This window comes from Pseudomonas sp. MWU318 (genome assembly GCF_016756945.1).
Taxonomy (GTDB): Bacteria; Pseudomonadota; Gammaproteobacteria; order Pseudomonadales; family Pseudomonadaceae; genus Aquipseudomonas; species Aquipseudomonas putida_A.
Genome location: NZ_JAESJL010000009.1, coordinates 241,771 through 267,729, shown reverse-complemented (window position 1 = coordinate 267,729; position 25,959 = coordinate 241,771). Strand labels below are relative to the sequence as shown.

Annotated in this window: 25 protein-coding genes and 1 tRNA gene; 17 read left to right on the top strand and 9 right to left on the bottom strand. The window is 62.2% G+C overall.

From position 1 onward, the window contains the following. Positions 1 to 19 precede the first annotated feature (19 nt). A complete protein-coding gene (locus JN524_RS21535) occupies positions 20 to 622 on the bottom strand; it encodes a DUF2796 domain-containing protein (protein ID WP_202370631.1) in 603 nt (200 codons plus the stop codon). A 135-nt stretch (positions 623 to 757) separates the two neighbouring features. Between JN524_RS21535 and JN524_RS21530 the strand changes: the two genes are divergently transcribed. Further along, positions 758 to 1,117 carry a hypothetical protein gene (locus JN524_RS21530; protein WP_202370630.1) on the top strand — a complete coding sequence of 120 codons (360 nt, stop codon included), beginning with the start codon at positions 758 to 760 and terminating at the stop codon, positions 1,115 to 1,117. Between the two features lie 109 nt (positions 1,118 to 1,226). Here the strand turns inward: JN524_RS21530 and trxA are convergent, their stop codons facing one another. The 3 genes from trxA to JN524_RS21515 form a co-directional block, all read right to left on the bottom strand. Continuing rightward, a complete protein-coding gene (gene trxA, locus JN524_RS21525) occupies positions 1,227 to 2,099 on the bottom strand; it encodes a thioredoxin (RefSeq protein WP_202370629.1) in 873 nt (290 codons plus the stop codon). 202 nt (positions 2,100 to 2,301) lie between these two features. After that, on the bottom strand, positions 2,302 to 2,958 hold the full coding sequence (locus JN524_RS21520; protein ID WP_202370628.1) for a class I SAM-dependent methyltransferase: 657 nt from the start codon (positions 2,956 to 2,958) through the stop codon (positions 2,302 to 2,304). After that, positions 2,955 to 3,419, bottom strand: coding sequence for a YbaY family lipoprotein (locus JN524_RS21515; RefSeq protein WP_202370627.1), 465 nt, complete (start codon positions 3,417 to 3,419; stop codon positions 2,955 to 2,957). Before JN524_RS21515 ends, JN524_RS21520 begins: the two co-directional genes overlap by 4 nt. Positions 3,420 to 3,546: 127 nt before the next feature. Between JN524_RS21515 and nrdR the strand changes: the two genes are divergently transcribed. The 12 genes from nrdR (at position 3,547) to JN524_RS21455 (ending at position 12,448) form a co-directional block, all read left to right on the top strand. Further along, positions 3,547 to 4,011, top strand: a complete 465-nt coding sequence (gene nrdR, locus JN524_RS21510; RefSeq protein ID WP_003228656.1) for a transcriptional regulator NrdR — start codon at positions 3,547 to 3,549, stop codon at positions 4,009 to 4,011. Further along, positions 4,008 to 5,141: a bifunctional diaminohydroxyphosphoribosylaminopyrimidine deaminase/5-amino-6-(5-phosphoribosylamino)uracil reductase RibD gene (ribD, locus tag JN524_RS21505; protein WP_202370626.1), complete on the top strand. Its 1,134-nt coding sequence runs from the start codon at positions 4,008 to 4,010 to the stop codon at positions 5,139 to 5,141. Before nrdR ends, ribD begins: the two co-directional genes overlap by 4 nt. Before the next feature lie 47 nt (positions 5,142 to 5,188). Beyond that, positions 5,189 to 5,866 (top strand): riboflavin synthase, encoded by a 678-nt coding sequence (locus tag JN524_RS21500; RefSeq protein ID WP_202370625.1) that lies wholly within the window; start codon positions 5,189 to 5,191, stop codon positions 5,864 to 5,866. Positions 5,867 to 5,882: 16 nt separating this feature from the next. Then, on the top strand, positions 5,883 to 6,974 hold the full coding sequence (gene ribBA / locus JN524_RS21495) for a bifunctional 3,4-dihydroxy-2-butanone-4-phosphate synthase/GTP cyclohydrolase II (protein ID WP_007966103.1): 1,092 nt from the start codon (positions 5,883 to 5,885) through the stop codon (positions 6,972 to 6,974). 172 nt (positions 6,975 to 7,146) lie between these two features. Continuing rightward, the gene (ribH, locus tag JN524_RS21490; protein WP_003228649.1) at positions 7,147 to 7,623 is read left to right on the top strand and encodes a 6,7-dimethyl-8-ribityllumazine synthase; all 477 of its coding nucleotides are present in this window, start codon (positions 7,147 to 7,149) and stop codon (positions 7,621 to 7,623) included. Beyond that, a complete protein-coding gene (nusB, locus tag JN524_RS21485; protein WP_123588845.1) occupies positions 7,620 to 8,120 on the top strand; it encodes a transcription antitermination factor NusB in 501 nt (166 codons plus the stop codon). The genes ribH and nusB overlap by 4 nt, the downstream gene beginning before the upstream one ends. A 17-nt stretch (positions 8,121 to 8,137) precedes the next feature. Next, complete coding sequence (gene thiL, locus JN524_RS21480; protein WP_202370624.1) at positions 8,138 to 9,103, top strand: thiamine-phosphate kinase; 966 nt, start codon at positions 8,138 to 8,140, stop codon at positions 9,101 to 9,103. Beyond that, a complete protein-coding gene (locus JN524_RS21475) occupies positions 9,100 to 9,603 on the top strand; it encodes a phosphatidylglycerophosphatase A family protein (RefSeq protein ID WP_007910933.1) in 504 nt (167 codons plus the stop codon). The genes thiL and JN524_RS21475 overlap by 4 nt, the downstream gene beginning before the upstream one ends. A gap of 34 nt (positions 9,604 to 9,637) precedes the next feature. Then, complete coding sequence (locus JN524_RS21470; protein WP_202370623.1) at positions 9,638 to 10,375, top strand: substrate-binding periplasmic protein; 738 nt, start codon at positions 9,638 to 9,640, stop codon at positions 10,373 to 10,375. Positions 10,376 to 10,614: 239 nt separating this feature from the next. Beyond that, complete coding sequence (ribA, locus tag JN524_RS21465) at positions 10,615 to 11,232, top strand: GTP cyclohydrolase II (RefSeq protein WP_027612931.1); 618 nt, start codon at positions 10,615 to 10,617, stop codon at positions 11,230 to 11,232. Next, positions 11,229 to 11,648 carry an MFS transporter gene (locus tag JN524_RS21460; protein WP_086793077.1) on the top strand — a complete coding sequence of 140 codons (420 nt, stop codon included), beginning with the start codon at positions 11,229 to 11,231 and terminating at the stop codon, positions 11,646 to 11,648. The genes ribA and JN524_RS21460 overlap by 4 nt, the downstream gene beginning before the upstream one ends. Continuing rightward, on the top strand, positions 11,648 to 12,448 hold the full coding sequence (locus tag JN524_RS21455) for a cobalamin-binding protein (RefSeq protein WP_086793076.1): 801 nt from the start codon (positions 11,648 to 11,650) through the stop codon (positions 12,446 to 12,448). Before JN524_RS21460 ends, JN524_RS21455 begins: the two co-directional genes overlap by 1 nt. A gap of 113 nt (positions 12,449 to 12,561) precedes the next feature. Here JN524_RS21455 and JN524_RS21450 read toward each other — a convergent pair whose 3' ends face one another. The 4 genes from JN524_RS21450 to JN524_RS21435 form a co-directional block, all read right to left on the bottom strand. Beyond that, a complete protein-coding gene (locus JN524_RS21450; protein ID WP_202370622.1) occupies positions 12,562 to 14,448 on the bottom strand; it encodes a TonB-dependent receptor domain-containing protein in 1,887 nt (628 codons plus the stop codon). Between the two features lie 139 nt (positions 14,449 to 14,587). Continuing rightward, on the bottom strand, positions 14,588 to 16,486 hold the full coding sequence (gene dxs, locus JN524_RS21445; protein ID WP_202370621.1) for a 1-deoxy-D-xylulose-5-phosphate synthase: 1,899 nt from the start codon (positions 16,484 to 16,486) through the stop codon (positions 14,588 to 14,590). Positions 16,487 to 16,577: 91 nt separating this feature from the next. Beyond that, positions 16,578 to 17,465, bottom strand: coding sequence for a (2E,6E)-farnesyl diphosphate synthase (gene ispA / locus JN524_RS21440; RefSeq protein WP_202370620.1), 888 nt, complete (start codon positions 17,463 to 17,465; stop codon positions 16,578 to 16,580). Next, complete coding sequence (locus JN524_RS21435) at positions 17,462 to 17,704, bottom strand: exodeoxyribonuclease VII small subunit (RefSeq protein ID WP_202370619.1); 243 nt, start codon at positions 17,702 to 17,704, stop codon at positions 17,462 to 17,464. Before JN524_RS21435 ends, ispA begins: the two co-directional genes overlap by 4 nt. 505 nt (positions 17,705 to 18,209) lie before the next feature. Between JN524_RS21435 and JN524_RS21430 the strand changes: the two genes are divergently transcribed. Then, the gene (locus tag JN524_RS21430) at positions 18,210 to 19,001 is read left to right on the top strand and encodes a YfaP family protein (RefSeq protein ID WP_202370618.1); all 792 of its coding nucleotides are present in this window, start codon (positions 18,210 to 18,212) and stop codon (positions 18,999 to 19,001) included. A gap of 537 nt (positions 19,002 to 19,538) precedes the next feature. Here JN524_RS21430 and JN524_RS21425 read toward each other — a convergent pair. After that, positions 19,539 to 19,627, bottom strand: a tRNA-OTHER gene (locus tag JN524_RS21425). Between JN524_RS21425 and JN524_RS21420 the strand changes: the two genes are divergently transcribed. From JN524_RS21420 to JN524_RS21410, 3 genes are read left to right on the top strand one after another with little or no spacing between them, the layout of a single operon-like run. Then, the gene (locus JN524_RS21420) at positions 19,598 to 20,752 is read left to right on the top strand and encodes a DUF2138 family protein (protein WP_202370617.1); all 1,155 of its coding nucleotides are present in this window, start codon (positions 19,598 to 19,600) and stop codon (positions 20,750 to 20,752) included. The two genes, JN524_RS21425 and JN524_RS21420, sit on opposite strands and share 30 nt — an antisense overlap. After that, positions 20,737 to 21,387: a DUF1175 domain-containing protein gene (locus JN524_RS21415; RefSeq protein WP_003228618.1), complete on the top strand. Its 651-nt coding sequence runs from the start codon at positions 20,737 to 20,739 to the stop codon at positions 21,385 to 21,387. The genes JN524_RS21420 and JN524_RS21415 overlap by 16 nt, the downstream gene beginning before the upstream one ends. Further along, positions 21,384 to 25,958: an alpha-2-macroglobulin family protein gene (locus tag JN524_RS21410; protein ID WP_202370616.1), complete on the top strand. Its 4,575-nt coding sequence runs from the start codon at positions 21,384 to 21,386 to the stop codon at positions 25,956 to 25,958. Before JN524_RS21415 ends, JN524_RS21410 begins: the two co-directional genes overlap by 4 nt. Position 25,959 lies beyond the last annotated feature (1 nt).

The following is a 25,959-nucleotide window of genomic DNA, read 5'->3' as shown; positions in this document are numbered from 1 at the left end:
CAGGGGATCTATACAGGATTCAGAATTTCAGGGCAGCCGCCTTGGCCGTCACTTCCGTACCCTGCTGGCCGCTCGGGCCGATCAGTTGTACCTGAATTTTCTGGGTCGCCGGGAAGGTATTGAAGAGGTTCGCCAGATCCAGGGTCTTCACGGCACCCGGTGCAGCACAACTGAACTGATAGTGCGCGTGGATTTCGCTGTGATCGTGGTGATGCGCTTCACCGCCCTTGGCATCTTCGTCGTGGTCATCATCGTCATGCTCGGCGGCAGCCGGCTTGTCGCCGAACAGCGGGCTTTCCAGTTCCTGGCTGGTGACCTTGCAACCGGCGGCGGCTGGCAGGCTGAACAGCGCCAGCGGGTTTTCCAGTTTGGTGCGCGCGGCCACGACTTTGGCTTTGTCGGCGTCGCTGGCGGCGGCGTGTTCGAAGCCCACCAGGTTCATCGCCGGGCTTTCCAGTTCCAGCTCCAGGGTCTGGCCGTCGAGTGCGGCGTTCAAGCGGCCGACGCCATGTTCGTGGGCGCCGAGGCTGCCGTGCTCGTGGTCATGATCGTGCTCATCGGCGGCATGGGCGATGGCCAGCGGCAACAGGGCAAACGGCAAAGCGAGCAGCAGACGACGCATGGCGGTCTCCGGAAAGTAAAGTGAAGAGTTTGTTATGTGATCTTATAACGAAATTCCGCAGAGTTTGCCCGTGCGCTTGGCGTTGCACAAGTCCCGTGGGAGCATGCAGGTCAGAAATGTGCAGGAGCGAAGCAGATGTTGCGGATACGCGGAACCGTCGGCGCGATGCCGGTGGATTTGACGGTGGAGCTGGATGACAGCGATTGGGTGAAGCTCGGCGCAGCCCTTGGCGCGCAGCCGCAGGGTGATCAGCCTGAAGCGGCATTGAGCACGCCGGCAGCGAAACCACTGAACCAGGACGATGCGTTGTGGCAGGTCGCGCAGGATCTGTTGCGCAAGGCCAGGCAACTCAGCGGGCCAGATCTTCTGGAGCAGCTTGAGGGATTGACCGGCAGCGCGGCCGCAGGCAAACGCCTGCTGGTGCGCTTGCGCCACAGTTCACAGGTGAAAGTGGCGAGCGGCGGCGATACGCCGCTCTACAGCTGGGTCGAGTGAGCCGCAAAAGATCGCAGCCTGCGGCAGCTCCTACAGTTTCAGCGTTCGTCCGCAATACCGGTGAACACGATCAAATGTAGGAGCTGCCGAAGGCTGCGATCTTTTGATCTTAATAAAGCGCAGCGAATACTTTACGCCGGTAAGCGGTCACCAGCGGATGATCGTTGCCCAGCAGTTCGAACACCTGCAGCAACGTCTTGTGCGGCAACCCTTCGCCGTAGCTACGGTTACGGATGAACAGCTTGAGCAACGCCTCCAGCGCCGCTTCGTATTGCTGACGCGCCAATTGCTGGATCGCCAGTTGATACACCGCTTCGTCGTCCTGCGGATCTTTGGCCAGACGCGCCTTGAGGTCGGCAGCATCCGGCAGATCACGGGCAAGTCCCAGGAACTTGATCTGCGCCTTGGCCCCGGCCAGTGCAGCCTTGTGCTCATCGCTCTTGACCGCGTCGAGCACGGTTTGCGCTTCGTCCAGTTCGCCGCGCTCGGTCAGGCAGCGGGCGTAGAGGATCAGCGCCTTGGCGTTGCTGTTGTCTTCGGTGAGCATGACCACCAGCGCCGCTTCCGCGTCAGCGAAACGCCCTTCATCGAACAGCGCCTGCGCCTGTTCGAACGGATCGGCGGCGGCCGGCGGCGGCATTTGTACATGCGGCTCAAGCAACGCGCGCACTGCGGATTCCGGTTGCGCACCGGCAAAACCGTCCACCGGTTGACCGTCCTTGAACAGCACCACCGTCGGCAGGCTGCGGATGCCGAAGCGGGCCACGATGTCCTGCTCGATGTCGCAGTTGACCTTGGCCAGCAGCAGTTCGCCCTGATAGCTCTCGGCAATGCCTTGCAGCATCGGCATCAGCGCCTTGCACGGCGCACACCATTCGGCCCAGAAATCCACCAGCACCGGTTTGTTGAAGGAAGCTTCGATCACCGACTGGTCGAAATCGGCAGTCGTGGCGTCGAAGATGTACGGCGTTTGCTCACTCATGGGGGATCTCGTAAAAGCGTGGATGGAGCAACTATACGGCTTGGCGGGGTGTGGCCGGAAGCGGGGGCAGGTTTAGAGATGTGTTGCCTGATAGGACGCCTTCGCGAGCAAGCTCGCTCCCACAGGATTCTGTGTCGAACACAAATATCGGTTCGACTCGGCCACTGTAGGAGCTGCCGAAGGCTGCGATCTTTCAACCATTTCAATCACGCCGCGCATGGTAAAGACTGACATGTCTGAACTCTTCCGGCTCCGCCAGATCCGGCAAGGTCATCGCCTCAAGCATTTCAATGCGCTCATACAACGGATGGCGAAAATCCCGAACCCGCGAATCCGCCACCAGCGCCTCGCGGCCACGGCTGAGAAACGCGTCGAGCAGCGGCAGGTTCTCGCGGTCGTAGAGCACGTCCGCCACCAGGATCAGATCGAAGCGATCAGCCTCGGAAAAAAAGTCCGTCGAATAACTCATCTGCACATCGTTAAGTTCAGCGTTGGCCCGGCACGCGGTAATCGCCAGCGGATCCAGATCACAGGCCACCACTTCCAGGGCACCTGACTTGACCGCCGCAATCGCGGCAATCCCCGAGCCGGCGCCGAAATCCAGCACCCGTTTGCCGCGCACCCACTCGGGAAACTCCGCCAGATAGCGCGCCACCGCCAGACCGCTGGCCCAGCAGAAACTCCAATAGGGCGGCTCGTGAAGGATGCGCCGGGTTTCGTCCGGGCTGAATTCACGATCCATGTTGTCGCCGTCGATCAGCCACAGTTGCAAATCGGTGCCCGGCAATGCACAGGCCTTGAGCCGCGCATCACCGAGCAATTCACCCAGCGCCTGTTGCAGGTCGAGCGGTACGGTCATGGTGCTTTGACAAATTGCAGCTGGCCCAGCGCCTGAGTGGTCGGCTGGGTGATGGTTTGCGACGGCAGGTGCAGGATCAACTGACCCGACTGCGTGGCGCGCCCGCGCAGCTCAACCCGTGCGCCGGCCGGGAAGGCTTCCGGATTGAAGCGCAGGCGAAACGGCAGGATCTGGTTGTTGCCGATCAGGCTGGAACTGGCGAGCAGTTGTTGCGGGCGCGACTTGTCATCGATCACCAGCAGCGCCAGTTCGACTTCAGCCCCGGCCGGCACGCCTTGCAGGGTGCCGCTCAGTTCCCGTTGATAGGCCGGCAGCGGGCCGAGGTCAGCGGCCTCGCGGGCTTTTTTCTGCGCCTGTTGTGGTGCAGGCCCCGGTGTTGGCGGTTGCGACTTGGGCTTGTCGCTGCCGCAGGCCACCAGCAGGGCGAAAAGACTGAGCAAAACGAGCGGTCGTAGCGGCATTGGCAGCTCCAGAAAATGAAATCCGTGGATCAAACGATCATGGCAGTCTGTATACCGCAAACCCTATGGCTTGTCTTGCCACCGGGATGCGCTACCATGGCCCTCCCTTTTTTTGTTGCCAGCCACCATGCACTGTCCCTTCTGCGGTGCCAACGACACCAAGGTCATCGACTCGCGTCTGGTCGCCGAGGGCGAACAGGTGCGCCGCCGGCGTGAATGCCTGGCCTGCGGCGAACGTTTCACGACATTCGAGACGGCCGAACTGGTGTTGCCGCGCCTGATCAAAACCGACGGCAGCCGCCAACCGTTCGACGAAGAAAAACTCCGCGCCGGCATGCAACGCGCGCTGGAGAAACGTCCGGTGAGCGTCGAGCGCCTCGAATCCTCTCTGGTTCACATCAAGCACAAGTTGCGCGCCACCGGCGAGCGCGAGGTCAAATCCCTCGTGGTCGGCGAACTGGTGATGGCCGAGCTGCAAAAGCTCGATGAAGTGGCCTACATTCGTTTCGCTTCGGTGTACCGGCGCTTCCAGGACCTCAACGAGTTCCGTGAAGAGATCGACCGCCTCGCCCGCGAACCGGTGAAAGAATGACCCGCGCCGCCGAGCAGGCGATCCTCGACGCCCACTTCATGGCGCGCGCGCTGGAACTGGCGCGCAAGGGCCACTACACCACCCATCCCAATCCACGGGTTGGCTGCGTGATCGTGCGTGACGGGCAGATTGTCGGCGAAGGCTTTCACGAGCGCGCCGGCGAACCCCACGCCGAGGTCCACGCCCTGCGCGCTGCCGGTGAACTGGCCCGCGGCGCCACCGCTTACGTGACCCTTGAACCGTGCAGCCACCATGGCCGCACACCGCCGTGCGCCGATGCGTTGGTGACTGCCGGGGTTGCTCGGGTGGTCGCCGCGATGCGCGATCCGAACCCACAGGTCGCCGGGCGTGGCTTGCAGCGTCTGGCTGATGCCGGCATCGCCACCGAAAGCGGCGTGCTGGAAGTCGAGGCGCGCCAGCTCAATCAAGGTTTCCTGAAGCGCATGGAACATGGCTTGCCGTTCGTGCGGGTCAAGTTGGCGATGAGTCTCGACGGGCGCACGGCGATGGAAAGCGGCGAGAGCCAGTGGATCACCGGCCCGGCCGCGCGTTCCGCCGTGCAGCGTTTGCGCGCGCAGGCCGCCGTAGTATTGACCGGCGCTGACACCGTACTGGCCGACGGCGCACGCCTGACCGTGCGCGCCGACGAACTGGGGCTGGATGCCGAGCAAACCGCACTGGCCATGAGCCGTCCGCCGCTGCGGGTGCTGATCGATGGGCGCCTGCGGGTGCCGTTGGATGCGCCGTTCTTCAAGGCCGGCCCGGCGCTGGTCGCCACCTGCATGGCGGTCGAAGAGCAATACGCCAATGGCCCGGAATGCCTGATCGTGCCGGGTGACGACGGTCAGGTCGATCTGCATCAGTTGCTCATCGAACTGGCCAACCGTGGCGTCAACGAAGTGCTGGTCGAGGCCGGCCCGCGTCTGGCTGGTGCATTCGCTCAGCTCGGTCTGGTCGACGAGTTCGTGATCTTCATCGCCGGCAAGTTTCTCGGCTCCACGGCACGGCCGTTGCTGGACTGGCCGCTGGCTTATATGAAGGACGCTCCCGAGCTGAAAATCACTGAAATCCGCGCGGTTGGCGATGACTGGCGAGTCACTGCGACGCCAGTCGTTTCGGCGAGCGTATAATTCCCGGCCATCGCCTTAGCGCTGGCTTCGTTCTCAAGGAGAACCCCATGTTTACCGGCATCATCGAATCCATCGGCAGTATCCGCGCACTGACCCCCAAGGGCGGTGATGTGCGGGTGCATGTCGAAACCGGCAAGCTCGACCTGAGCGACGTCAAACTCGGCGACAGCATCGCGGTCAACGGCGTGTGCCTGACGGCGGTTGAACTGCCGGGCAATGGCTTTGCCGCCGACGTCAGCCGCGAAACTCTCGACTGCACCGCGATGAATGACCTGAAAAGCGGCAGCCCGGTCAATCTGGAAAAAGCCCTGACCCCGACCACCCGTCTCGGTGGGCATCTGGTCAGCGGTCACGTCGACGGTATCGGCGAAGTGGTGTCGCGCAGCGACAATGCCCGCGCCGTCGAATTTCGCATCCGCGCGCCGAAAGAACTGGCCAAGTACATCGCCCATAAAGGCTCGATCACCGTCGACGGCACCAGCCTCACCGTGAACGCGGTCGATGGCGCCGAATTCCTGCTGACGATCATTCCGCACACCCTGAGCGAAACCATCATGGCCTCCTACAAGCCGGGCCGCCGGGTGAACCTGGAAGTCGATTTGCTGGCGCGTTATCTGGAGCGTTTGCTTCTCGGCGACAAGGCCGCAGAGCCCGGCTCTTCACAAAAGCCTGGCGGTACGATCACTGAAAGCTTTCTGGCCGCCAACGGCTATCTCAAATCCTGACTGAAGGGGGTGCCTTGTGGCGCTCAATAGCATCGAAGAACTGGTTGAAGACATCCGCCAAGGCAAGATGGTCATCCTCATGGATGACGAAGACCGCGAGAACGAAGGCGACCTGATCATGGCCGCCGAATGCTGCAAGGCCGAGCACATCAACTTCATGGCCAAGCACGCCCGTGGCCTGATCTGCATGCCGATGAGCCGCGAGCGTTGCGAGCTGTTGAAGCTGCCACTGATGGCGCCACGCAACGGTTCCGGTTTCGGCACCAAGTTCACCGTATCGATCGAAGCTGCCGAAGGCGTGACCACCGGTATCTCCGCCGCCGACCGTGCGCGCACCGTGCAAGCGGCGGCGGCCAAAGACGCCAAGGCTGAAGACATCGTCAGCCCGGGCCACATCTTCCCGCTGATGGCCCAGGCTGGCGGTACGCTGGCCCGTGCCGGTCACACCGAAGCCGCCTGCGACCTGGCGCGCATGGCCGGTTTCGAGCCAAGCGGCGTGATCTGCGAAGTGATGAACGACGACGGCACCATGTCCCGTCGCGCTGAGCTGGAAGCGTTCGCCGCCGAACACAACATCAAGATCGGCACCATCGCCGACCTGATTCACTACCGGATGATCCACGAACGTACCGTTCAGCGGATTGCCGAGCAGCCGCTGGACAGCGAACTGGGCCAATTCAACCTGGTGACCTATCGTGATTCGGTGGAAGGCGATGTGCACATGGCCCTGACGCTGGGCACCGTTTGCGCCGAAGAGCCGACCTTGGTTCGCGTGCACAACATGGACCCGCTGCGCGACCTGCTGATGGTCAAGCAACCGGGCCGCTGGAGCCTGCGCGCCGCGATGGCTGCGGTGGCCGAGGCCGGCAGCGGTGTGGTGCTGTTGCTCGGCCACCCGCTGGACGGCGATGTGCTGCTGGCCCATATCCGCGAAACCGCTGATCAGGCGGCGGTGAAAAAACCGACCACTTACAGCATCGTCGGTGCCGGCTCGCAGATCCTGCGTGACCTCGGTGTGCGCAAAATGCGCCTGATGTCGGCGCCAATGAAATTTAATGCGATATCCGGTTTCGATCTGGAAGTTGTAGAATACGTGCCCTCCGAATAATGACCCGGTGAATTCGGCATTGTTGATGTAGATCCTTGTGGTGAGGGGATGAATCCCCTCGCCACAGGGGTGTAGTCGAACAGCAATGTGGTGTTTCCGGTCATGAATTTGTGGCTAATATCACTGAGGGATGCGTACGAAACGTGTCCCGGCTCTTTAAGAGATCTGACGAATGACCCTGAAGACCATCGAAGGTACCTTCATCGCCCCTAAAGGCCGCTACGCTCTGGTAGTGGGCCGTTTCAACAGCTTCGTGGTTGAAAGCCTGGTCAGCGGTGCAGTTGATGCCCTGGTTCGCCACGGCGTGAGCGAAAGCGACATCACCATCATCCGCGCGCCTGGCGCCTTCGAAATCCCGCTGGTTGCGCAGAAAGTCGCCCAGAAAGGCGAGTTCGCAGCCATCATCGCCCTCGGCGCGGTCATTCGTGGCGGCACTCCGCACTTCGAATACGTGGCAGGCGAGTGCACCAAGGGTCTGGCCCAGGTGTCCATGGAATTCGGCGTACCGGTCGCGTTCGGCGTCCTGACCGTTGATTCCATCGAGCAAGCCATCGAACGTTCCGGCACCAAGGCCGGCAACAAAGGTGCTGAAGCTGCCCTGTCCGCTCTGGAAATGGTCAGCCTGCTGGCGCAGTTGGAGGCCAAGTGATTAGCGACGATAGCGATCGTTTCAACCCGCGCGATCCGAAACCTGCGGATGCCGGCAAGCCATCGAAAAGCGTCAAGCGTCGTGAAGCCCGTCAGCTCGCGACCCAGGCCCTGTATCAGTGGCACATGGCCAAGGCTTCGCTGAACGAGATCGAAGCGCAGTTCCGCGTTGATAACGATTTCACCGATGTCGATGGCGCTTACTTCCGCGAGATCCTGCACGGGGTTCCGCAGTTCAAGACTGAAATCGACACCGCGCTCAAGCCGTGCCTGGACATCGAAATCGAAGAGCTGGACCCGGTTGAACTGGCGGTTCTGCGCCTGTCCACCTGGGAACTGCTCAAGCGCGTCGACGTGCCATACCGCGTGGTGATCAACGAAGGTATCGAGCTGGCGAAAGTCTTCGGTTCGACCGACGGCCACAAGTTCGTCAACGGCGTACTCGACAAGCTGGCTCCGCGCCTGCGTGAAGCTGAAGTGAAGGCGTTCAAGCGCTGATACGCGCTTGAGACCTCATGGGCGAGTTTGAGCTGATCCGCAATTTCTTCGCCGCCGCGCCCTGTGCGCAGGGCGGCGAGGGCGTTGCTCTGGGGATCGGCGACGACTGCGCCTTGCTGGCGGTTCCCCCCGGGGAACAACTGGCGATCTCCACCGATACGCTGGTGGCCGGCGTGCATTTCGCCGATCCCTGCGATCCGTTTCTGCTCGGTCAGCGCTCGCTGGCCGTCGCGGTCAGCGATCTGGCCGCCATGGGCGCCACGCCCGTTGCCTTTACCCTTGCCCTGACTGTGCCGACGGTGACCGCCGATTGGCTGCAAGCCTATGCCCGCGGTTTGAACCGCATGGCGCAGAGCTGCGGCGTCGCGCTGGTTGGCGGCGACACCACCCGTGGGCCGTTAAGCCTGACCGTCACCGTGTTCGGTCGCGTTCCGGCCGGGCAGGCCTTGACCCGCAGCGGCGCACAACCGGGCGACCTGCTTTGTGTTGGCGGCGAACTGGGCAATGCCGCCGGTGCCTTGCCGCTGGTGCTTGGCCAGCGTGAAGCCGACACTGATATTGCCGAGCCGCTGCTCAGTCATTACTGGGCGCCGCAACCGCAACTCGGGCTTGGTCAGGCCTTGCGCGGCAAGGCCACCTCGGCCCTGGATATCTCCGATGGCCTGCTTGCCGATTGCGGCCATATCGCTCTGGCTTCGCAGGTGCGGCTTGAGGTTGAACGCGAGCGCGTACCGTTGTCCGATGCTTTAGTGGCGTTTCTCGGCCAGCGTGGCGCCGAACGGGCGGCGTTGAGCGGCGGCGATGACTATGTGCTGGCCTTCACGCTACCGTCCGTCGAGTTGCCGGCGCTGCTGGCCGATGGTTGGCCGATCCATGTGATCGGGCGTGTGGCGCAGGGCCAGGGTGTGGTGCTGCTGGATCGCGAAGGACACGACATCACCCCGCAAATCCGGGGTTATCAACATTTTCAGGAGACACCGTGACAGATCACCCGAAACAGGTTCCGGCCGAATTCGTTCCGCCGTCGGTCTGGCGCAATCCCTGGCATTTCCTCGCGTTCGGCTTCGGCTCCGGCACCTTGCCTAAAGCGCCGGGCACGTGGGGTTCGTTAGTTGCGCTACCCTTTATCCCGTTGTGGCAGATGCTGCCCGACTGGGGTTACTGGCTGATGCTCGGGATCACCATGCTGTTCGGCTTCTGGCTGTGCGGCAAGGTTGCCGACGATCTGCGGGTACACGACCACGAAGGCATCGTCTGGGACGAAATGGTCGGGATGTGGATCACCCTGTGGCTGGTGCCGGAGGGCTGGTATTGGTTGCTCGCGGGGTTCCTGGTGTTCCGCTTTTTCGACATTCTCAAGCCATGGCCGATCCGCTGGATCGACCGGCATGTCCACGGCGGCGTCGGCATCATGCTCGACGACGTGCTGGCCGGCGTATTCGCCTGGCTGGCAATGCAGGGACTGGTGTGGATTTTCGCCTGATCCGGATCGTCAGGGTTAAGTGAGGAAACTAGGGATGGCTCGACGCTGGTTGGCGCTTGTGTTTTTTACCTTGCTGGGCACTGTCGCCAGTGCGCAGGAAGCTGCGCCGACACCTGCGGTCATCCATCTGGCCAGCGAAGACTGGGAAGACTACACCGCCGCCGACGGCCACGGCCTGGGCTGGGACGTGCTGCGCAAGGTGTTCGAGCCGGCCGGGGTGAAACTCGACATTCGCAGCGAACCGTACACTCGTTCAGTTGGACTGACCCAGCGTGGCGAGGTCGATGCTTGTGTGGGTTCTTATCATGAAGAATTCAGCGACCTGCTCTATCCGCGCTGGAATTTCGACACCGACCACATCTACGCCTTGGGCCTGGCGAGTAATCCGGCACCGACCCCGGAAACCCTCGGCCAATATCGGCTGGCCTGGGTGCGCGGTTACGACTATCAGAATTATCTGCCCGGCGTGCACAACTTCAACGAGGTTGTGCGACGTACCGGGATCCTGTCGATGCTCACCCACAATCGCGCCGACTATTACATCGATGCGCAGACCGAAATCGATTACGTGCTCGGCCGGGCCAAGGATCCGACGCAGTTTCGCAAGACCCATATCGCCGAATTGCCGCTGTACCTGTGCTTCGCCGATACGCCACAAGCGCGCACGCTGATGGCGCTGTTCGACAGGCGCATGGAGCAGTTGGTAAAGAGTGGCGAGCTGAAACCGATTTTCGAGCAGTGGAAGCAGCCGTATCCGTTCGAGACGAACTGATGCGGATTTCTGCAGGAGCTGCGGCACGCTGCGATCTTTTGATCTTGATCTTGAAAAAAACGGATCAACAGATCGCAGCCTCGTTTCACTCGACAGCTCCTACAGAAATCCCTGATGTCCGAGGAGCTATCAAACTTTTTGATTGTTATGCCCGATAATTCAGCCTAAGCGTCTGCCGGAACCTGCTGTTACAATGCCGGCCTGCGAATTTTCAGAATTTTTAGATCAGGAGCACACCGGTGCCTGTCGTTTTTGTCGCCGCTTCCAAGCTGCCAACGCCTTTTGCGCAATTCACCATGCACGGTTTTCTCGATGAGGCTACCGGCCGCGAGCACGTGGTGCTGAGCCTGGGTGATTTCGCCGACGGTGCCCCGGTTCTCGGCCGGTTGCACTCCGAGTGCCTGACCGGTGATGCGCTGTTCAGCCAGCGCTGCGACTGCGGCTCGCAACTCGAAGCGGCGCTCAAGGCCATCGCCCGTGAAGGCCGTGGCGTGCTGCTGTACCTGCGTCAGGAAGGTCGCGGCATCGGTCTGCTGAACAAGATCCGCGCCTACGAGTTGCAGGACGGCGGCGCCGACACCGTTGAAGCCAACGAGCGTCTGGGCTTTGCCGCCGATCAGCGCGACTACGCCATGTGCCTGCCGATGCTCGAGCATCTGGGCGTGAAATCCCTGCGTCTGATGACCAACAACCCGCGCAAGGTAAAAGCCCTGACAGACATGGGCATAGTCGTCGCCGAGCGCGTGCCGCTGCACACCGGCCACAACCCACACAACAAACTGTACCTCGCGACCAAGGCCAGCAAACTCGACCACATGATGGGTAATGAGCATCAGGGCGAGGTCGACCGCGCGTGACTCGCGGTCAGGTGCGCCGCCGTCTGGCGGTCGACTGGTGGAAATACCTGGCGTTGGCGCTGCTGCCGTTGTTCGTTCTGAACCTGCTGTTCGGTCAGGGCGAGGGAATTCTTCCGGTCCTGACGATGCCATTGTTCATCGCCGGTGTTGCGTCGATGTTTGTCAGCCTGAAGTTTTTCGGTGGCTACAAACACGCCCTGATCGCCACCCAGAAAGCCCTCGATACGCCTGCCGAACCGGCGGCCTGGATCGCGCTCGCGGCCCATCGTCGGATTGCGTTCCTCGCCGCATCATTGCCGGCATGGATCGGCGCGCTGGCGGTGTTCGTCGGCCTCGAAGCCGTACCGCTGATGCTGCTGGCGCTGTCCACGGCCGTGCTGTTCTATCTCTACCGCATCCCGCGTCAACTCGGCTGATGCGCCGCCTGTGGCTGGCGGTTCTGCTGCTGGCCTGCGCCGGCCCGGTGCTGGCGAGTCTGCGAGTGGTCAGTCTCGCGCCTTCTCTGTCTGAAATCATTGTTGAGCTGGGCTCGGCCGATCTGCTGGTTGGCGTGCTGGATGCCGGTGAGCGTCCGGCTGCGCTCAAGGATGTCCCGTCAGTGGGGCGCTATGGTCAACTGGACATGGAGCGCCTGCTCAGTTTGAAGCCCGATTTGCTGCTGTTGTGGCCCGGCAGTGTCGGCCCGGCACAACGCGATCAGCTCAAACACCTGAACATTCCGACCTACGTCGCCGAACCGCACAATCTCGAACAACTTTCTGCACAGATTGAAGCTATTGCCGCACAACTCGGCCGGCCTGAGCGTGGGACGAAACTGGCGGCGGACCTGCGCCAGAAACTCGACGGACTGCGTCAGCGCTATCGCCGGGCCACGCCGCTGACAGTGTTCTATCAAGTCTGGGACAAGCCGCTGTACACCGTCGGTGGCGGACAAATCATCAGCGATGCGCTCGAAGTCTGTGGCGCGCGCAATGTGTTTGCCGACCTGAGTTTGCCGGCGCCGCAGGTGAGTATCGAGGCTGTGTTACAGCGCAATCCCGAGGTGATTCTGGCCAGTGATCAGACCCAGCTGGATGCGTGGAAGGCCTGGCCGCAGGTGAGTGCGGTGGCACATGATCAGTTGCTGCTGGTCAGCGACAAAGGCCTGGAGCGCCCGAGCGGCCAGATGATCGAAGCAACCGCCAAACTCTGCCAACTCATCCAGCCACACCGCTGACCCCTGCAGGAGCTGCCGAAGGCTGCGATCTTTTGATCTTGATCTTCGGCGACTCCTAGTCAGCCACAAGCAAGATCAAAAGATCGCAGCCTTCGGCAGCTCCTACAGGGAGTTCAGTTAAGTCCCGGAGTCCAGGTGATGCCAACTACCCAAACCCGACCTTCCTCGCGATAGCCAAACTGGCTGCCGTCATAGCTGTACAACGCGCGGCTGTAACCCTTGTCCAGCAGGTTATCGACCTTCAGATCCAGTTTGATCTCGCGATTCAGTGCCCAGCTGCTGCGCAGTCCAAGCGTGCCGTAGCCACCCAACGGCTGGGTGTTGTCCAGATCGTCGTAACTGCCGCTGACCAACTGCCAGCTCGCGCCCACGCCCAACCGGTCGAACTGGCGATCCAGATCCCAACTGGCTGTGCGCCGCGCGCGACGCGCCAGGGTGTGCCCGGTATCGCGATCACGCGGGTCGATAATCGCCACGCCGAGATTGCTCTGCCAACCGAACAGTTCCTGCTTCAGCGCCGCTTCAAAGCCATTGATCCGTGCCGAAGCCACGTTCTCCGGGCGTGAGTTGCTACCGAAGATGATCGCGTCTTGCAGGTCCGTGCGGTAAATCGACGCTTCCAGCCGACTGCTATCGCTCAACTGACTGCGCCATTGCAGTTCGTAGCTTTTCGAGGTTTCCGGTTTCAGATTCGGGTTGCTGAAATCCGGGTAGTACAGGTCGTTGAAGGTCGGCGCGCGGAAGCCTTCGCTGTAGCTCAGCAGCAGGTCGTTGTCCGGGTTCAGCGGCAGGGTAAAGGTGCCGCTCCAGGTGTTCTGGCTGCCGAACTGCTGGTTGTCGTCGTGACGCAGGCCCAGTTCGGTGGAGAAGCTGTCGGCCTGATAACGATGCTGGATGAACGCGGCGCGGTTCCAGCGGCTGTCCTCGTTGAATGCGGTGCTGCTGTTGACCCGATCTTCGTACCAGTCACCGCCGAGGATCAGGCTGTTGCGCGCATCCAGGGTCAGGTCGTTCTGCCAGTTCACCGAGTCGCGATAGGTATTGAACACCGTGCGCTCGTCGCTGAGCTTGTCGAAGGTTTTCTCGCGATTCTCGCTGTGGCCGAATTCGACGCGGGTCTTCCAGATTTCGTTGACCCGCGCATCGATGTAGCTGCTGATATTGCTGACGTTGAAGTCGCTGTAAGGCTGCTGTTGCACCGATTCGAAAGTGGTCGTATCAAAGCGGCCGAACGGGTTATCGAACTCGCTCTTGCCACGGTTATCCAGCAGGTTGGCGCCGACTTCGATGTCGTCGGTCAGCGCATGGCTGAGGCTCAGGCTGATGGATTTATTGCGGTAGGCATCGTGATCGCTGTCGCTCGGGTACGACGCGTGAGTGCGGTCGAGGCCAGCGGTGTCATCGAGGCTGGCGCCAAGATTGAAGCGGGTCTTCTCGTCGCCACCGGACAGGCCGAGGCTGCGTTCCCAGGTCTGGTTGCTGCCGAAGCCGACGTGCAAGCGCGGCTGCAGGCCTTGCTCGGTGCCGCGCCGGGTGAAAATCTGAATCACCCCGCCAATCGCATCGCTGCCGTAAATCACCGAGCGCGAACCGCGCAACACTTCCACGCGCTCGATCTGGTCGATGTTCAGGTGCTGCAGGTTGCTGTCGCCAGAGGTCGAGCTGCCGATGCGCTGACCGTCGACCAGCACCAGACTCTGCGCCGATTGCGTGCCGCGAATGTAGATCCCCGGCAGACTGCCGCGTCCGCCAGCCTGCGCCACCTGCACGCCCGGCACCCGTTGCAGCAGGTCGGTGACGCTGCCCGGTTGCAGGCGGTCTATGTCTTCGCGGGTGAATACGGTGTTGGCGGCGCTGCTGTCGTTGCGCGCTTCGACCTGGCGGTTGGCGCTGATCAGCGTGTCGGGCAGCTTTAACGCTTCGTCGCGTTCGAAGGTGTCGGCGAGGGCGCTGGCGGCTGGCAGCAGGAGGAGGGGCAGGGCGAGGCGCGAGAGGTTCATGGCAATCCATGGTTTATGCAAAACCCTGTAGGAGCTGCCGAAGGCTGCGATCTTTTGATTTTGCTTTTGAGAAAGGCTGAAGCCGCCGAGGCGAGGATCAAAAGATCGCAGCCTTCGGCAGCTCCTGCACGGGCCGGTGTTAGCGGTTGAGCAGTTCCAGACGCTCGCGAATCGACGCTTCGATTCCCGCTTCATCCAGCCCGCACTCGGCCAGCATCTGCGCCGGTTTGGCGTGCTCGACGTAGATGTCCGGCAAGCCCAGGTGCAGCATCGACTTGAGGATGTTCTCCCGCGCCAGGAATTCGCTGACCGCGCCACCGGCGCCGCCCATGATCGCGTTCTCCTCGATGGTCACCAGCAACTCGTGGCTGCCGGCAATCTCGCGTACCAACGCTTCATCCAGCGGCTTGACGAAACGCATGTCGACTACGGTCGCGTCCAGCTTCTCGGCGACTTTCAGGGCTTCGGTCAGTTGTACGCCGAACACCAGCAGGGCGACTTTGCTGCCCTGACGACGGATGATGCCTTTGCCGATTTCGATCGGCTCCAGATCCTTGTCGATGGTCGCATTCGGGCCGGTGCCGCGCGGATAACGCACTGCCGCCGGTCCGCTGTACAGGTGGCCGGTGGTGAGCATCTTGCGCAGTTCGTTTTCATCGCTCGGGGTCATGATGACCATGCCCGGAATGCAGCGCAGGTAAGACAGATCGAAGCTGCCGGCGTGAGTCGGGCCGTCTTCACCCACCAGGCCGGCGCGGTCGATGGCGAACAGCACGTCGAGGTTCTGCACCGCGACGTCATGTACCAACTGGTCGTAACCGCGTTGCAGGAACGTCGAGTAGATCGCCACCACCGGTTTGGCGCCTTCGCAGGCCATGCCGGCGGCGAACGTCACGGCGTGCTGTTCGGCAATCGCCACGTCGAAGTAGCGCAGCGGGAAACGTTCGCTGAACGCCACCAGGTCCGAGCCTTCCTTCATCGCCGGGGTGATCCCCACCAAGCGCGGGTCAGCTGCGGCCATGTCGCACAGCCATTCGCCGAACACCGCCGAATACTTCGGCCCGCCGGCCTTTTTCGGCGCAGCGGCCGGGGCGTCGACCGGCTCGAGCTTGGTGATCGCGTGGTAACCGATCGGGTCGACTTCCGCCGGGGCGAAGCCTTTGCCTTTCTTGGTGACGATGTGCAGGAACTGCGGGCCTTTCAGATCGCGCATGTTGCGCAGGGTGGCGATCAGGGTCGGCAGGTCGTGGCCATCGATCGGGCCGATGTAGTTCCAGCCCAGCTCTTCGAACAGGGTGCCGGGAACCAGCATGCCTTTGGCGTATTCTTCGGTGCGACGGGCGATTTCCCAAGCGCCGGGCAGGCGCGACAGGACTTTCTTGCTGCCCTCGCGCATGCTCGCGTAGGTGCGGCTGGAAAGAATCTTCGCCAGATAATTGGACAGGCCACCGACGTTGCGCGAGATCGACATGTCGTTGTCGTTGAGGATCACCAGCATGTTGGCGTTGACTTCCGGCGCGTGGTTCAGCGCCTCGAAAGCCATGCCGGCGGTCAGCGCGCCGTCTCCAATCACCGCAATCGCCTTGCGATCGCTGTTTTGCAGGCGGGCGGCAATCGCCATGCCCAGCGCTGCGCTGATCGAGGTGCTGGAGTGGCCGACGCCAAAGGTGTCGTACTCGCTCTCGGCGCGACGCGGGAAGGCGGCGATGCCGTCCTTCTGGCGCAGGGTTTCCATGCGCTGGCGACGACCGGTGAGGATCTTGTGCGGATACGCCTGATGACCGACGTCCCACACCAACCGGTCATCCGGGGTGTCGAAGACGTAATGCAACGCGATGGTCAGCTCGATGACGCCCAGGCCGGCACCGAAATGCCCACCGGTCTGGCCGACCGTGTAGAGCAATTCCAGGCGCAACTCATCGGCCAGGGTTTCCAGCTCGGCTTCGCCTAACCGGCGCAGGCCGTCCGGCGTGTTCGCGCGGTCGAGCAGGGGCGTGGTCGGGCGCTTGCGGGGAATCTCATGAAACGTCGTGGGCATCAGGCGAATCGTTATAGGTATAAAAGATGCGGCAGTTTACCTGATGCATCGCCCCCTGCCCACGCGTTGGTCTTTTTTGGCAGGTTGGCGATCAGTTGCGCCGCTCGACGATATACCGGGCCAGGTCGCGCAAAGGCTCGGCTGCCGCGTCAAACGGTCGCAGCGCGTGCAGCGCCTGATCGCGCAGTTCCAGGGCGTAGACCTTGGCCGCGTCCAGCCCCAGCAGGGCCGGGTAGGTCGGTTTGTCGCGAGCGATGTCGGCGCCCTGGCGTTTACCGAGGGTTTCGGTATCGCTTTCGACGTCAAGAATGTCGTCCTGCACCTGAAAGGCCAGACCGATGGCCTGTGCATAAGTCTGCAAAGCCTTGAGTTGGTCTTTTTCGGCACGGCTGCTGGCCAGGGCGCCAAGCTTGACGCTGACTTCGATCAGCGCGCCGGTCTTGTGTCGGTGCATCCGCTCCAGCGCTTGCTGATCCAGCTTCAGGCCGACCGAGCCGAGGTCGATGGCCTGACCGCCGACCATGCCTGCCGGACCGGCCGCGTGCGCCAGCGCCGTGACCTGTTGCAGACGGATGTCAGCGCCCAGATCGCTCAGGCGCGGGTCGAGCAGGGCGCTGAACGCCAGGCTCTGCAAGCCGTCACCGGCGAGAATCGCGCAGGCTTCGTCGAATTTCTTGTGGGTGGTGGGCTGGCCGCGACGCAGATCGTCGTCGTCCATCGCCGGCAAATCGTCGTGCACCAGCGAATAAGCGTGGATCAGCTCAACCGCGCAGGCCGCGCCGTTGGCTTGTTCAGCCTTGCCACCCAGCGCTTCGCACGCGGCGTAGGCCAGCAGCGGGCGCACGCGTTTACCGCCGATCATCACGCTGTAGTGCATTGCCTCATACAGGCGCGACAGCTCCGGCAGCGGTGCCTTGAAGAGGATTTCCAGTGCCGCATTGACCCGCGCCTGGCTGGTCGCCGAATACGCTGCAATCATTCTGGCTGTTCCGCGTCGAAGGGTTCCTCGGTGAATTCGCCATCGCGCTCCAGCAGCACTTGTACCTTCTGCTCGGCCTGGGCCAGCGCTGCCTGGCAGTCACGGGTCAGACCGATGCCCTGCTCGAAAGCGGTCAGCGAGTCTTCCAGCGACAATTCACCGTTCTCCAGACGCTCGACCAGTGTTTGCAGGTCGGCGAGGGACTGTTCGAAATCCAGTACAGCTTTTTTGCGGGCCATGGCGGCGATTTCCGGTTGACGTTAAACCGGCGCGACACTAGCAGATAGGGGGTTTATGGGCAAATGAGGTGCCCCGGATGACCCCACTTCACTGTGGCGAGGGGATTCAGCGAAACGTCGCACCGCCCCGATGGGCTGCGAAGCAGCCCCAATAAGCAACCGGGTCTTTCAGGAAAACCGCATTCACCGGTTTGCGACTGCTGCGCAGCCGATCGGGGATAAATCCCCTCACCACAGATCTGCGTTGAATTCTGAAGTGAAGACATTATTCGGCTCATTTTGTGAGCCGAATAACTGCGCTATTCGGCTCACGCCCAACAAACCTGCGTGATTCCCACCGCAAATCCACATGTATCCGATTGTTAAAAAACTGCCGAATCGCTAATCTTCGCGCCTTCTACGACCCCACAGTCACGGGGTCTTTCAGACGAAACGCAGTTTCCACCGCTGTGAAGTACCGAGGATCGGGTGCAAGGTTTCGTTCAGGCATGGCAGGAGGCATTACATGCGTTCATTTCTTTGGCTGCTGATCGGTTTGGCCTGCGCGCCTGCGCTGTGGGCGGCGCCGACTGCCGAGCTGTCAGAGCCATCCGGTGGCTGGCGTTACAACGGTCTGCTTGATCGCAGTGAAAACCCGCAAGTCGCCTATCCCACGCCGCCGATCGATCGCGGCATCCAGCGCAATCGCACGATGATCCAGGGCCAGCTCAAGGCCATTGGCAATCAGCGCGGGCCGCACACGCTGGCGGTCAACGGCAATCCATTGAATCTGTACACCGACGATGACGGGCGATTCGCCCGCCCGTATGCGTTCGGCGCGGGTTCCAACAGTGTCGAAGTGCGCAGTGCCGAGGGCCAGTCGCTCAAGCGCGTGCAGTTCTATGAAGCGAACAACCTGCGCACCCCGGCGAAGATCCGTGTGGTGCTCGGCTGGGACGATCCCAAGGCCGAGCTCGACCTGCACATCATCACCCCGGACGGCCAGCACGCGTTTTTCGCCCATACGGCGTTGACCAACGGTGGCGGCCTCGACCCGGATGGTGTCGATGGCCCCGGCCCGGAAATGTTCACCATGACCGCGCCGCTGCATGGCACCTATCTGGTTTACGTCAACTATTGGGGCAACTTCGGCGACGGCGGCTATAACTTCGAGGAGGCCAGCAATCAGAACGAGGTCATCACCTCGCAAATCACGCTGGTGCTCAACGAAAACACGGTCGACGAAAGACGTGAAACGTTCATCGTGCCCCTGCGGGCGATCGGTGATCTGCTGCTGGTCAAGACTTTCAACTATTAAGCATCCCGCACCACGGATGAACTTCGGGTTTTGTGAACATGAGTGATAACGCTGCTTCTCCGGCCGTCCCGACACCTGCCGGCCAACCTTCCCGGCGCTGGCCGGCGCTGCTGATCGGGCTGGTCCTGGTGGCCGGGGTGGCCGGTGGTCTCGGCTGGCTGCTGCACAAACCCAAGGTGCCGGCGGCGGCGCTGGCCAGTGACAAGCTCGGCCTGAGCCGTCCGGATGCGTTGCTGGAAACCCGCTCCTTGAGCCAGTTGCCCAAGGACCTGCTAACGGTGCCGTTCCTCAAGGCCACGCTCACCGAGGATTTCGTCTTCTATTACGAAACCCACGCCGATCGCCTGGGGCTGATCGGCAGCCTGCGGCGGATCATCTACGAACACGACCTGAAGCTGCAGGACAGCCTGATCGAACAGCTTTTCGATCAACCGGCAGATGTGGCGTTGTGGCGCGGTGCGGATGGCCGGCTCAAGGATTTTCTGCTGGTGATGGACCGCGGCGGGCTGGCGAAACTGCTCGAACCGCTGGCGAAAGTGGCGCTGGACGATTCGCAGTTTAGTGTCTTCGGCAGCCTCAAGGTCGGCAGCGACGAAGTGCCGCTGTACCAACTCAGCTACAACGCCAGCAAATCGCTGTTGTTCGCGTCGCGCGGCGACAAACTGGTGGTGCTGTCCAACCCGAACAAGTATTACGACCCGGCCAGTGGCGAATCGGAAGAGTCGGGGCACGTCTCGCCGCAAGCGCTGGCAGCGCTGCTCAACGGCGACAAACTGTTCCCCGAGGCCTTCGGTCTGCCGGCCAAGGCACCGGAGATCAAACAGCGCCTGTCGGTCAATTCCAGCGTCCTTGCGATGGGCTATCAGCGCTTCATCCCGAACTTCGCCGGGCTGCGTTTCGACATGGACGACAAGGGCTGGCACAGCTACCTGGCCATGGATGAACTGGATAATCAGCCGGACTTCGATTTCAAACCGGTGTGGCAAGCCATGCCGCTGGGCGCCAGTGCCTGTGTGACTCTGCCGGTGGCGGCCGAGCCGCAGAAACCGCTGCTGGTGAAACTCGGCGCCGACGAGGCGGTGGCGCAGAAACTCACCGAACACGTGGCCGGCGCGGCGGGCCTGTGCTGGTACGCCGATTCGCGGTTGTACACGCCGTTGCTGGTCGCCAGCCTGAAGGACGAAGACAGCGGCAAGCTCGATGGCGACCTGGGCACGTTGTTCGGTTCGATGGTGGGCGCCTACGAGACGAATGTCGATGAACACGCATTCCCGGTGGTCGAGAAACAGGAAGGCCAGAGCCATGTCTGGCAGCGTCAGGTCAGCTCGAACTTCGGCCCGTACGCCGCCAAGACTGCCGAGAATCCGGACGCGATCAGCGGCCGCGCTTACATGAAAGTCAGCCTCGCGCGTCACGGTTCGACGCTGCTGTTTTCCCTCGACGACAAACTGGTGGACAAAGCCCTCGGTACCCTCGACAAACGCTTCCCGCCGATGGCCGACGTGCTGCCGAAAGATGTGCTGATGCCGATCTACTTCGGCCCGGATTCGATGGCGCAACTGATGCAGCAGGAAACCCTCGACAGCCTGCCGCAGGACATGGAGCCAGTGTTCTACAACGCCGCGCAAACCTACCTGATCCCGAAACTGCGCACCCTCGGCGGCTACGGCAAATACGCGCTGACCTTGCCCGAAGGCAGCGAGCCTGACGGCCACTGGCAATGGCTGCCGCTGGAATGGAAAGCGCTGTGACGACACTGATCCGCAGCCTCGGCCTGCTCGCGCTGCTGCTCAGCGCGGGCGCCCGAGCCGTCGAAGCACCGGCACTCGATCCGGCGCAGTCCCAAGTGTTTCGCGCCTGGTTCGTGCGCATCGCTCAGGAACAACTGAGCCAGGGCCCGAGCCCGCGCTGGTATCAGCAGGACTGCGCAGGCCTTGTGCGTTTCGCCGCCAACGAAGCGCTGAAAGTCCACGACGACAAGTGGCTGCGCAGCAATGGCCTGTCCAATCGCTACCTGCCGCCGGAGCTGACGCTCAGCGATGAGCAGCGCAAGCTCGCCCAGCAATGGCAGCAGGGCGGCGGCAAGGTCGGGCCGTACGTCAACGCGATCAAACTGATTCAGTTCAACAGCCATCTGGTCAGCCGCGACGTGTCCCAGGCACGCCCCGGCGACCTGATGTTTTTTGATCAGGGCGACGACCAGCACCTGATGATCTGGATGGGCCGCTACATCGCCTATCACACCGGCACCACCACCCCCACTGACAACGGCATGCGTTCGGCAAGCCTGCAGCAACTCATGACATGGAAGGACACCCGATGGATACCCGACGCAGCCAACCCCAACTTCATCGGCGTCTATCGACTGAACTTTCTCTCCCAATGACCGGTGCCCGCATGCTGCGACTCTGCGCTCGAATTCCTCTGCTGCTGGCGCTGTTGCTGCCATTGGCGACCGTCAATGCTGAAGATTCGGTGGAGCCGAGCGGCTACACGCCGGTCTCTGGTGAAAGCTTCTTCCTGCTGGCCGACAGCAGTTTCGCCGCCGACGAGCAGGCAATGGTCCGACTCGAAGCGCCGGGCCGGGACTATCGTCGTTTCCGCATGGAGCCTTACGGCGGCGCCGACATTCGCATGTACCGCATCGACAAGCCGCTGGATTTCCTCAAGCGCCAGAAGAACCTGCACCGCGTGGTCAGCGACGGTCAGTTCAAGGGCGAAGGCCTGTCCAACACCCTCGCGTACCTGTGGGACAACTGGTACCGCAAATCGCGGCGGGTGATGCAGCGCGCGTTCTCCTACGAGTCGCGCAAGCAGGTCACCGAGGAAGTGCCGGAGCTGAAGATGGGCAACGCCATCGCCGCGCCGACGCCGTACGACGCGCAGCCGCAATTCGCGCTGATTCCGGGTCTGCCGGTGGTCAGTCAGTTCCGTTATCCGCTGTGGCAGGCCAAGCCGATCCAGCCGCCGGCCGGGGTCAACCTGGCCGGGTCTTCCAGCGAGTTCGTCAGCGTTGCGCCGGGTAACGTGTACATCCCGTTGGGCAACCTGAAACCGGGCCTGTATCTGGTCGAAGCGCTGATCGGCAAGTACCGCGCGACCACCATGGTCTTCGTTTCCAACACCGTGGCAGTGAGCAAGATTGCCGGCGATGAATTGCTGGTCTGGGCCGCACGCAAACACGAAGGCAGCTCGGTGCCGAAGGTCAATTTGCTGTGGACCGACGGCCTCGGCGTGATGAGCAGCGGTGCGACTGATGCCGATGGTTTGCTGCGCCTGAAACACGTCAGCCCCGAGCGCTCGTTCGTCATTGGCGAGGACGAAGAGGGCGGGGTGTTCGTCTCGGAAAACTTCTATTACGACAGTGAAATCTACGACACCAAACTCTACGCGTTTACTGATCGACCGCTGTATCGCCCGGGGGATTGGGTGTCGCTGAAAATCGTCGGTCGCGAGTTCAAGAATGCGCGGGATTCGGTGCTGCCGGGCGCTGCTGACGTCAACGTCAGTGTGCTTGATGCCACCGGCACCGAGCTGCAACGCCTCGACCTGAAACTCGATTCCAAGGCTGGCACTCAGGGGCGTTTCCAGTTGCCGGACAACGCCGTGGCCGGTGGTTACGAGATCCGTTTCAACTACAAGGATCAGGCCTACAGCAGCGCCTTCCGTGTGGCCGAGTACATCAAGCCGCACTTCGAGATTTCGCTGAATCTGGCCAAGCAGGATTACCGTACCGGCGAGCCGGTGAAGGGCAGTCTGGTGCTGCTGTACCCGGACGGCAAACCGGTGGCCAACGCCAAACTGAGCCTGAGCCTGCGTGCCCAGCAACTGTCGATGGTCGACAACGAGCTGCAATACCTCGGGCAATTCCCGGTGGAGTTGACCAGCACCGAACTGACCACTGACAGCAAGGGCAACGCGACCCTCGACCTGCCGGCCGCCGACAAACCGAGCCGTTACATGCTCACCGTGTTCGCCAGCGACGGCGCGGCGTATCGGGTCAAGACCACCAAGGAAATCCTCATCGACCGTGGCGCGGCGAGCTTCCGCCTGAGCGCGCCGCAACGTTTCAGCGCAGTCAACGACAAAGTCGCGTTCAGCTACGCCAACGAGGGCGGCAGCGAGCAGAGCAAAGCCGTGACCCCAAGCAGCTACAGCTGGGTGCGTCTGGAAGACCAGAGCACTGGCGAAGGCAAACTCGCGGCGACTGACAAAGGCTTTAGTCTGGCCTTTGAACGTCCGGGTACTTACAACCTGACGCTGAAAGATCAACACGGTCGCGTCCTCGGCGCCACCGGCCATTCGGTCACCGGCGACGGTGTCAAAGCGGTGCCGGGCACCGTGGAGATCGTCCTCGACAAGCCCGAGTACAAGGCCGGCGATGAAGCGCTGGCACTGATCACCTTCCCTGAGCCGGTCAGCGATGCACTGCTGTCGCTGGAGCGCGACAAGGTCGAAGCCACCGCGCTTCTGGCCAAGGGCGGCGACTGGCTGAAACTGGAAAAACTCAGCGACACCCAATACCGTGCGCGCATTCCGGTGAAGGACAATTTTGCGCCAAACCTGACCTTCTCCGTGCTGTACACCAAGGGTGATCAGTACAGCTTCCAGAACGCCGGGATCAAAGTGATTGCCCCGCAAATCGACGTGGCGATCAGCACCGACAAACAGGTGTATCTGCCGGGCGACACGGTGACCGTCGACCTGACTACGCAGTTCGCCGGTAAAGCAGTTCCGGCGCATCTGACGGTGAGTGTTGTCGATGAAATGGTCTACGCGCTGCAACCGGAAGTCGCGCCGACCATTGACCAGTTCTTCTACCACCCGCGTCGCAATAATGTGCGCACCAGCGCCAGCCTGTCGTTCATCAGTTACGACGTGGCGTTGCCGGGCAGCCCCGGCGCGCCGGGCAAGGCCAACCGCAGCGAGCGTGGGGTGAAAGTGCTGGAGCGCCCGCGTCGTGAAGATGTCGATACCGCTGCGTGGCAGCCAGAATTGCTCACCGGTGCCGACGGCAAAACCCGTTTCACCTTCAAGATGCCGGACTCGCTGACCCGCTGGCGCATCACCGCCCGGGCTATCGCCGACGACGGCCAGGTCGGGCAGAAGAAGCAGTTCGTCCGTTCGGAAAAACCGCTGTACCTGAAGTGGAGCGGGCCGAGCAAATTCCGCAAGGGCGATCAGCCGCAACTCGGTGTGTTTGCCTTCAGCCAGGCCGAAAAACCGGTCAAGGCTGAGCTGGTCACCCATTACGCTGGCGCCGAACAACACCTGCCGGTAACCCTGAACAACGGCATCAACTACGTGCCGCTGCCAGCGTTCGCCCTGGCCTCGGGTGAGTGGACCGCCGAGCTGGTGCAGGATGGCAAAACCGCGGACGCCCTCGCCGTGCGCCTGAGCGCGACCGGTGACGGCTGGCAAGTCACACAAACCCAGAGCCTCGACGTGGCCAGCGGCGACACCCCGTTGAGCCTTCCGGCGGACGCCACGGACATTCGTCTGCGTCTGGATGACAGCCCGCAAGCACTGTTCCGTTCCGCCCTCGATGATCTGCTGAGCTACCCGTACGGCGGCGTCGAGCAGACGGCCAGCCGTTTGCTGCCGCTGAGCATCGCCTATCCGTCGCTGGCGTCGAACCCGCAGATCCGCGATCGCCTGCGCCTGATCATGCAGAACAGCCGCCTGCGTCTGGTGCAGATGGCCGGACAGTCGGCGAGCTTCACCTGGTGGGGCTTCGACGGTGAGCCGGACGCGTTCCTTACCGCTTACGCCTACTACGCCGACTGGAACGCCAGTCAGGTGCTGGAACTGACCTTGCCACCGGAGCACTGGCAGCGCGTGCTGGAGGTCTACGCCAAGCAAGCGCCGAACACGCCGCTGCTGCAGCGGGCACTGATTCTGTCGTTCGCCAAGCAGATGCACCTGCCGGTGAATACCCTGCTCAGCGGTTTGATGGACGATCTGGCCAAGGCCGGTGAGGGTAATGCCGAAAACCTGATGGACGATGGTGAAGACAGCCTGGTGATGAGCGACCCGGATTCGGCGCTCGGTCTGGCGGCGGCGCGGGTGTTGACCGCGTCGCTGGCGACCCAGTCGAAAGTCGCGTTGCCCGACGCATTCAATCGTCAGGTCGGCGCCGCGCAACAGCGTCTGGCGGTCAGTTCGCAGCCGTTTGTCGAAGCGCTGAACCTGTCTTTGCAACCGTTTGATCAGGCGCGGGCGACGGCGCTGTTGCAACGTCTGTTGCCACAGCAATCGACCCTCGAACGCGCCCTGGCGCTGAGCTGGTTGCAACGCAGCATCGCTCAGGCCTCGCCGACCATCGCGCTGCTGCCGGGCGAAGGCTGGAAGAAAAACTACGGCGCAACCGGTGAGATGTTCTGGACCTGGCAGGGTGCGACGCCGGTGCCGAGCGTGTTGTCGGTGTCCGGTACTCAGGAGCGACCGCTGCGGGCGGCACTGAGCTTCCAGACCCAGCAACCGGCGGTCGATCCAATGGCCGTGACCATCACCCGGCGCCTGTCGCGACTGGTGCCGGGCGACGAAGCGTTCACCTTCAAGCTGGAGCCGGTCGGCAGCAAACCGCTGTCCAGCGACAGCCTGTATCTGGACGAAGTGATCCTCACCAGCAAGGCGCCGAAACCGCTGCGCTACGGCATGCTCGAGGTGCCGCTGCCACCGGGCGCCGATGTCGAGCGCACCACATGGGGCATCAAGTTGCAGGGCAAGGACGGCACCGAGCCGACCGCGCTGGAAAAGGCACGCTTCGAACCGGGGCAATTGGCTTATGCGGTGCCGGTGGATGCGCTGAGTGGCGAATTGCGTCTGCGCCATCTGGTGCGCTTCTCGCAGAAGGGTCAGTTCAACCTGCCGCCGGTGCGTTTCACTCAGGTCTATGCGCCGCAGCATCAGGCCCAGGAAGCGAAAGCCGCCCTCGGTCAGGTCACGGTCAACTGAC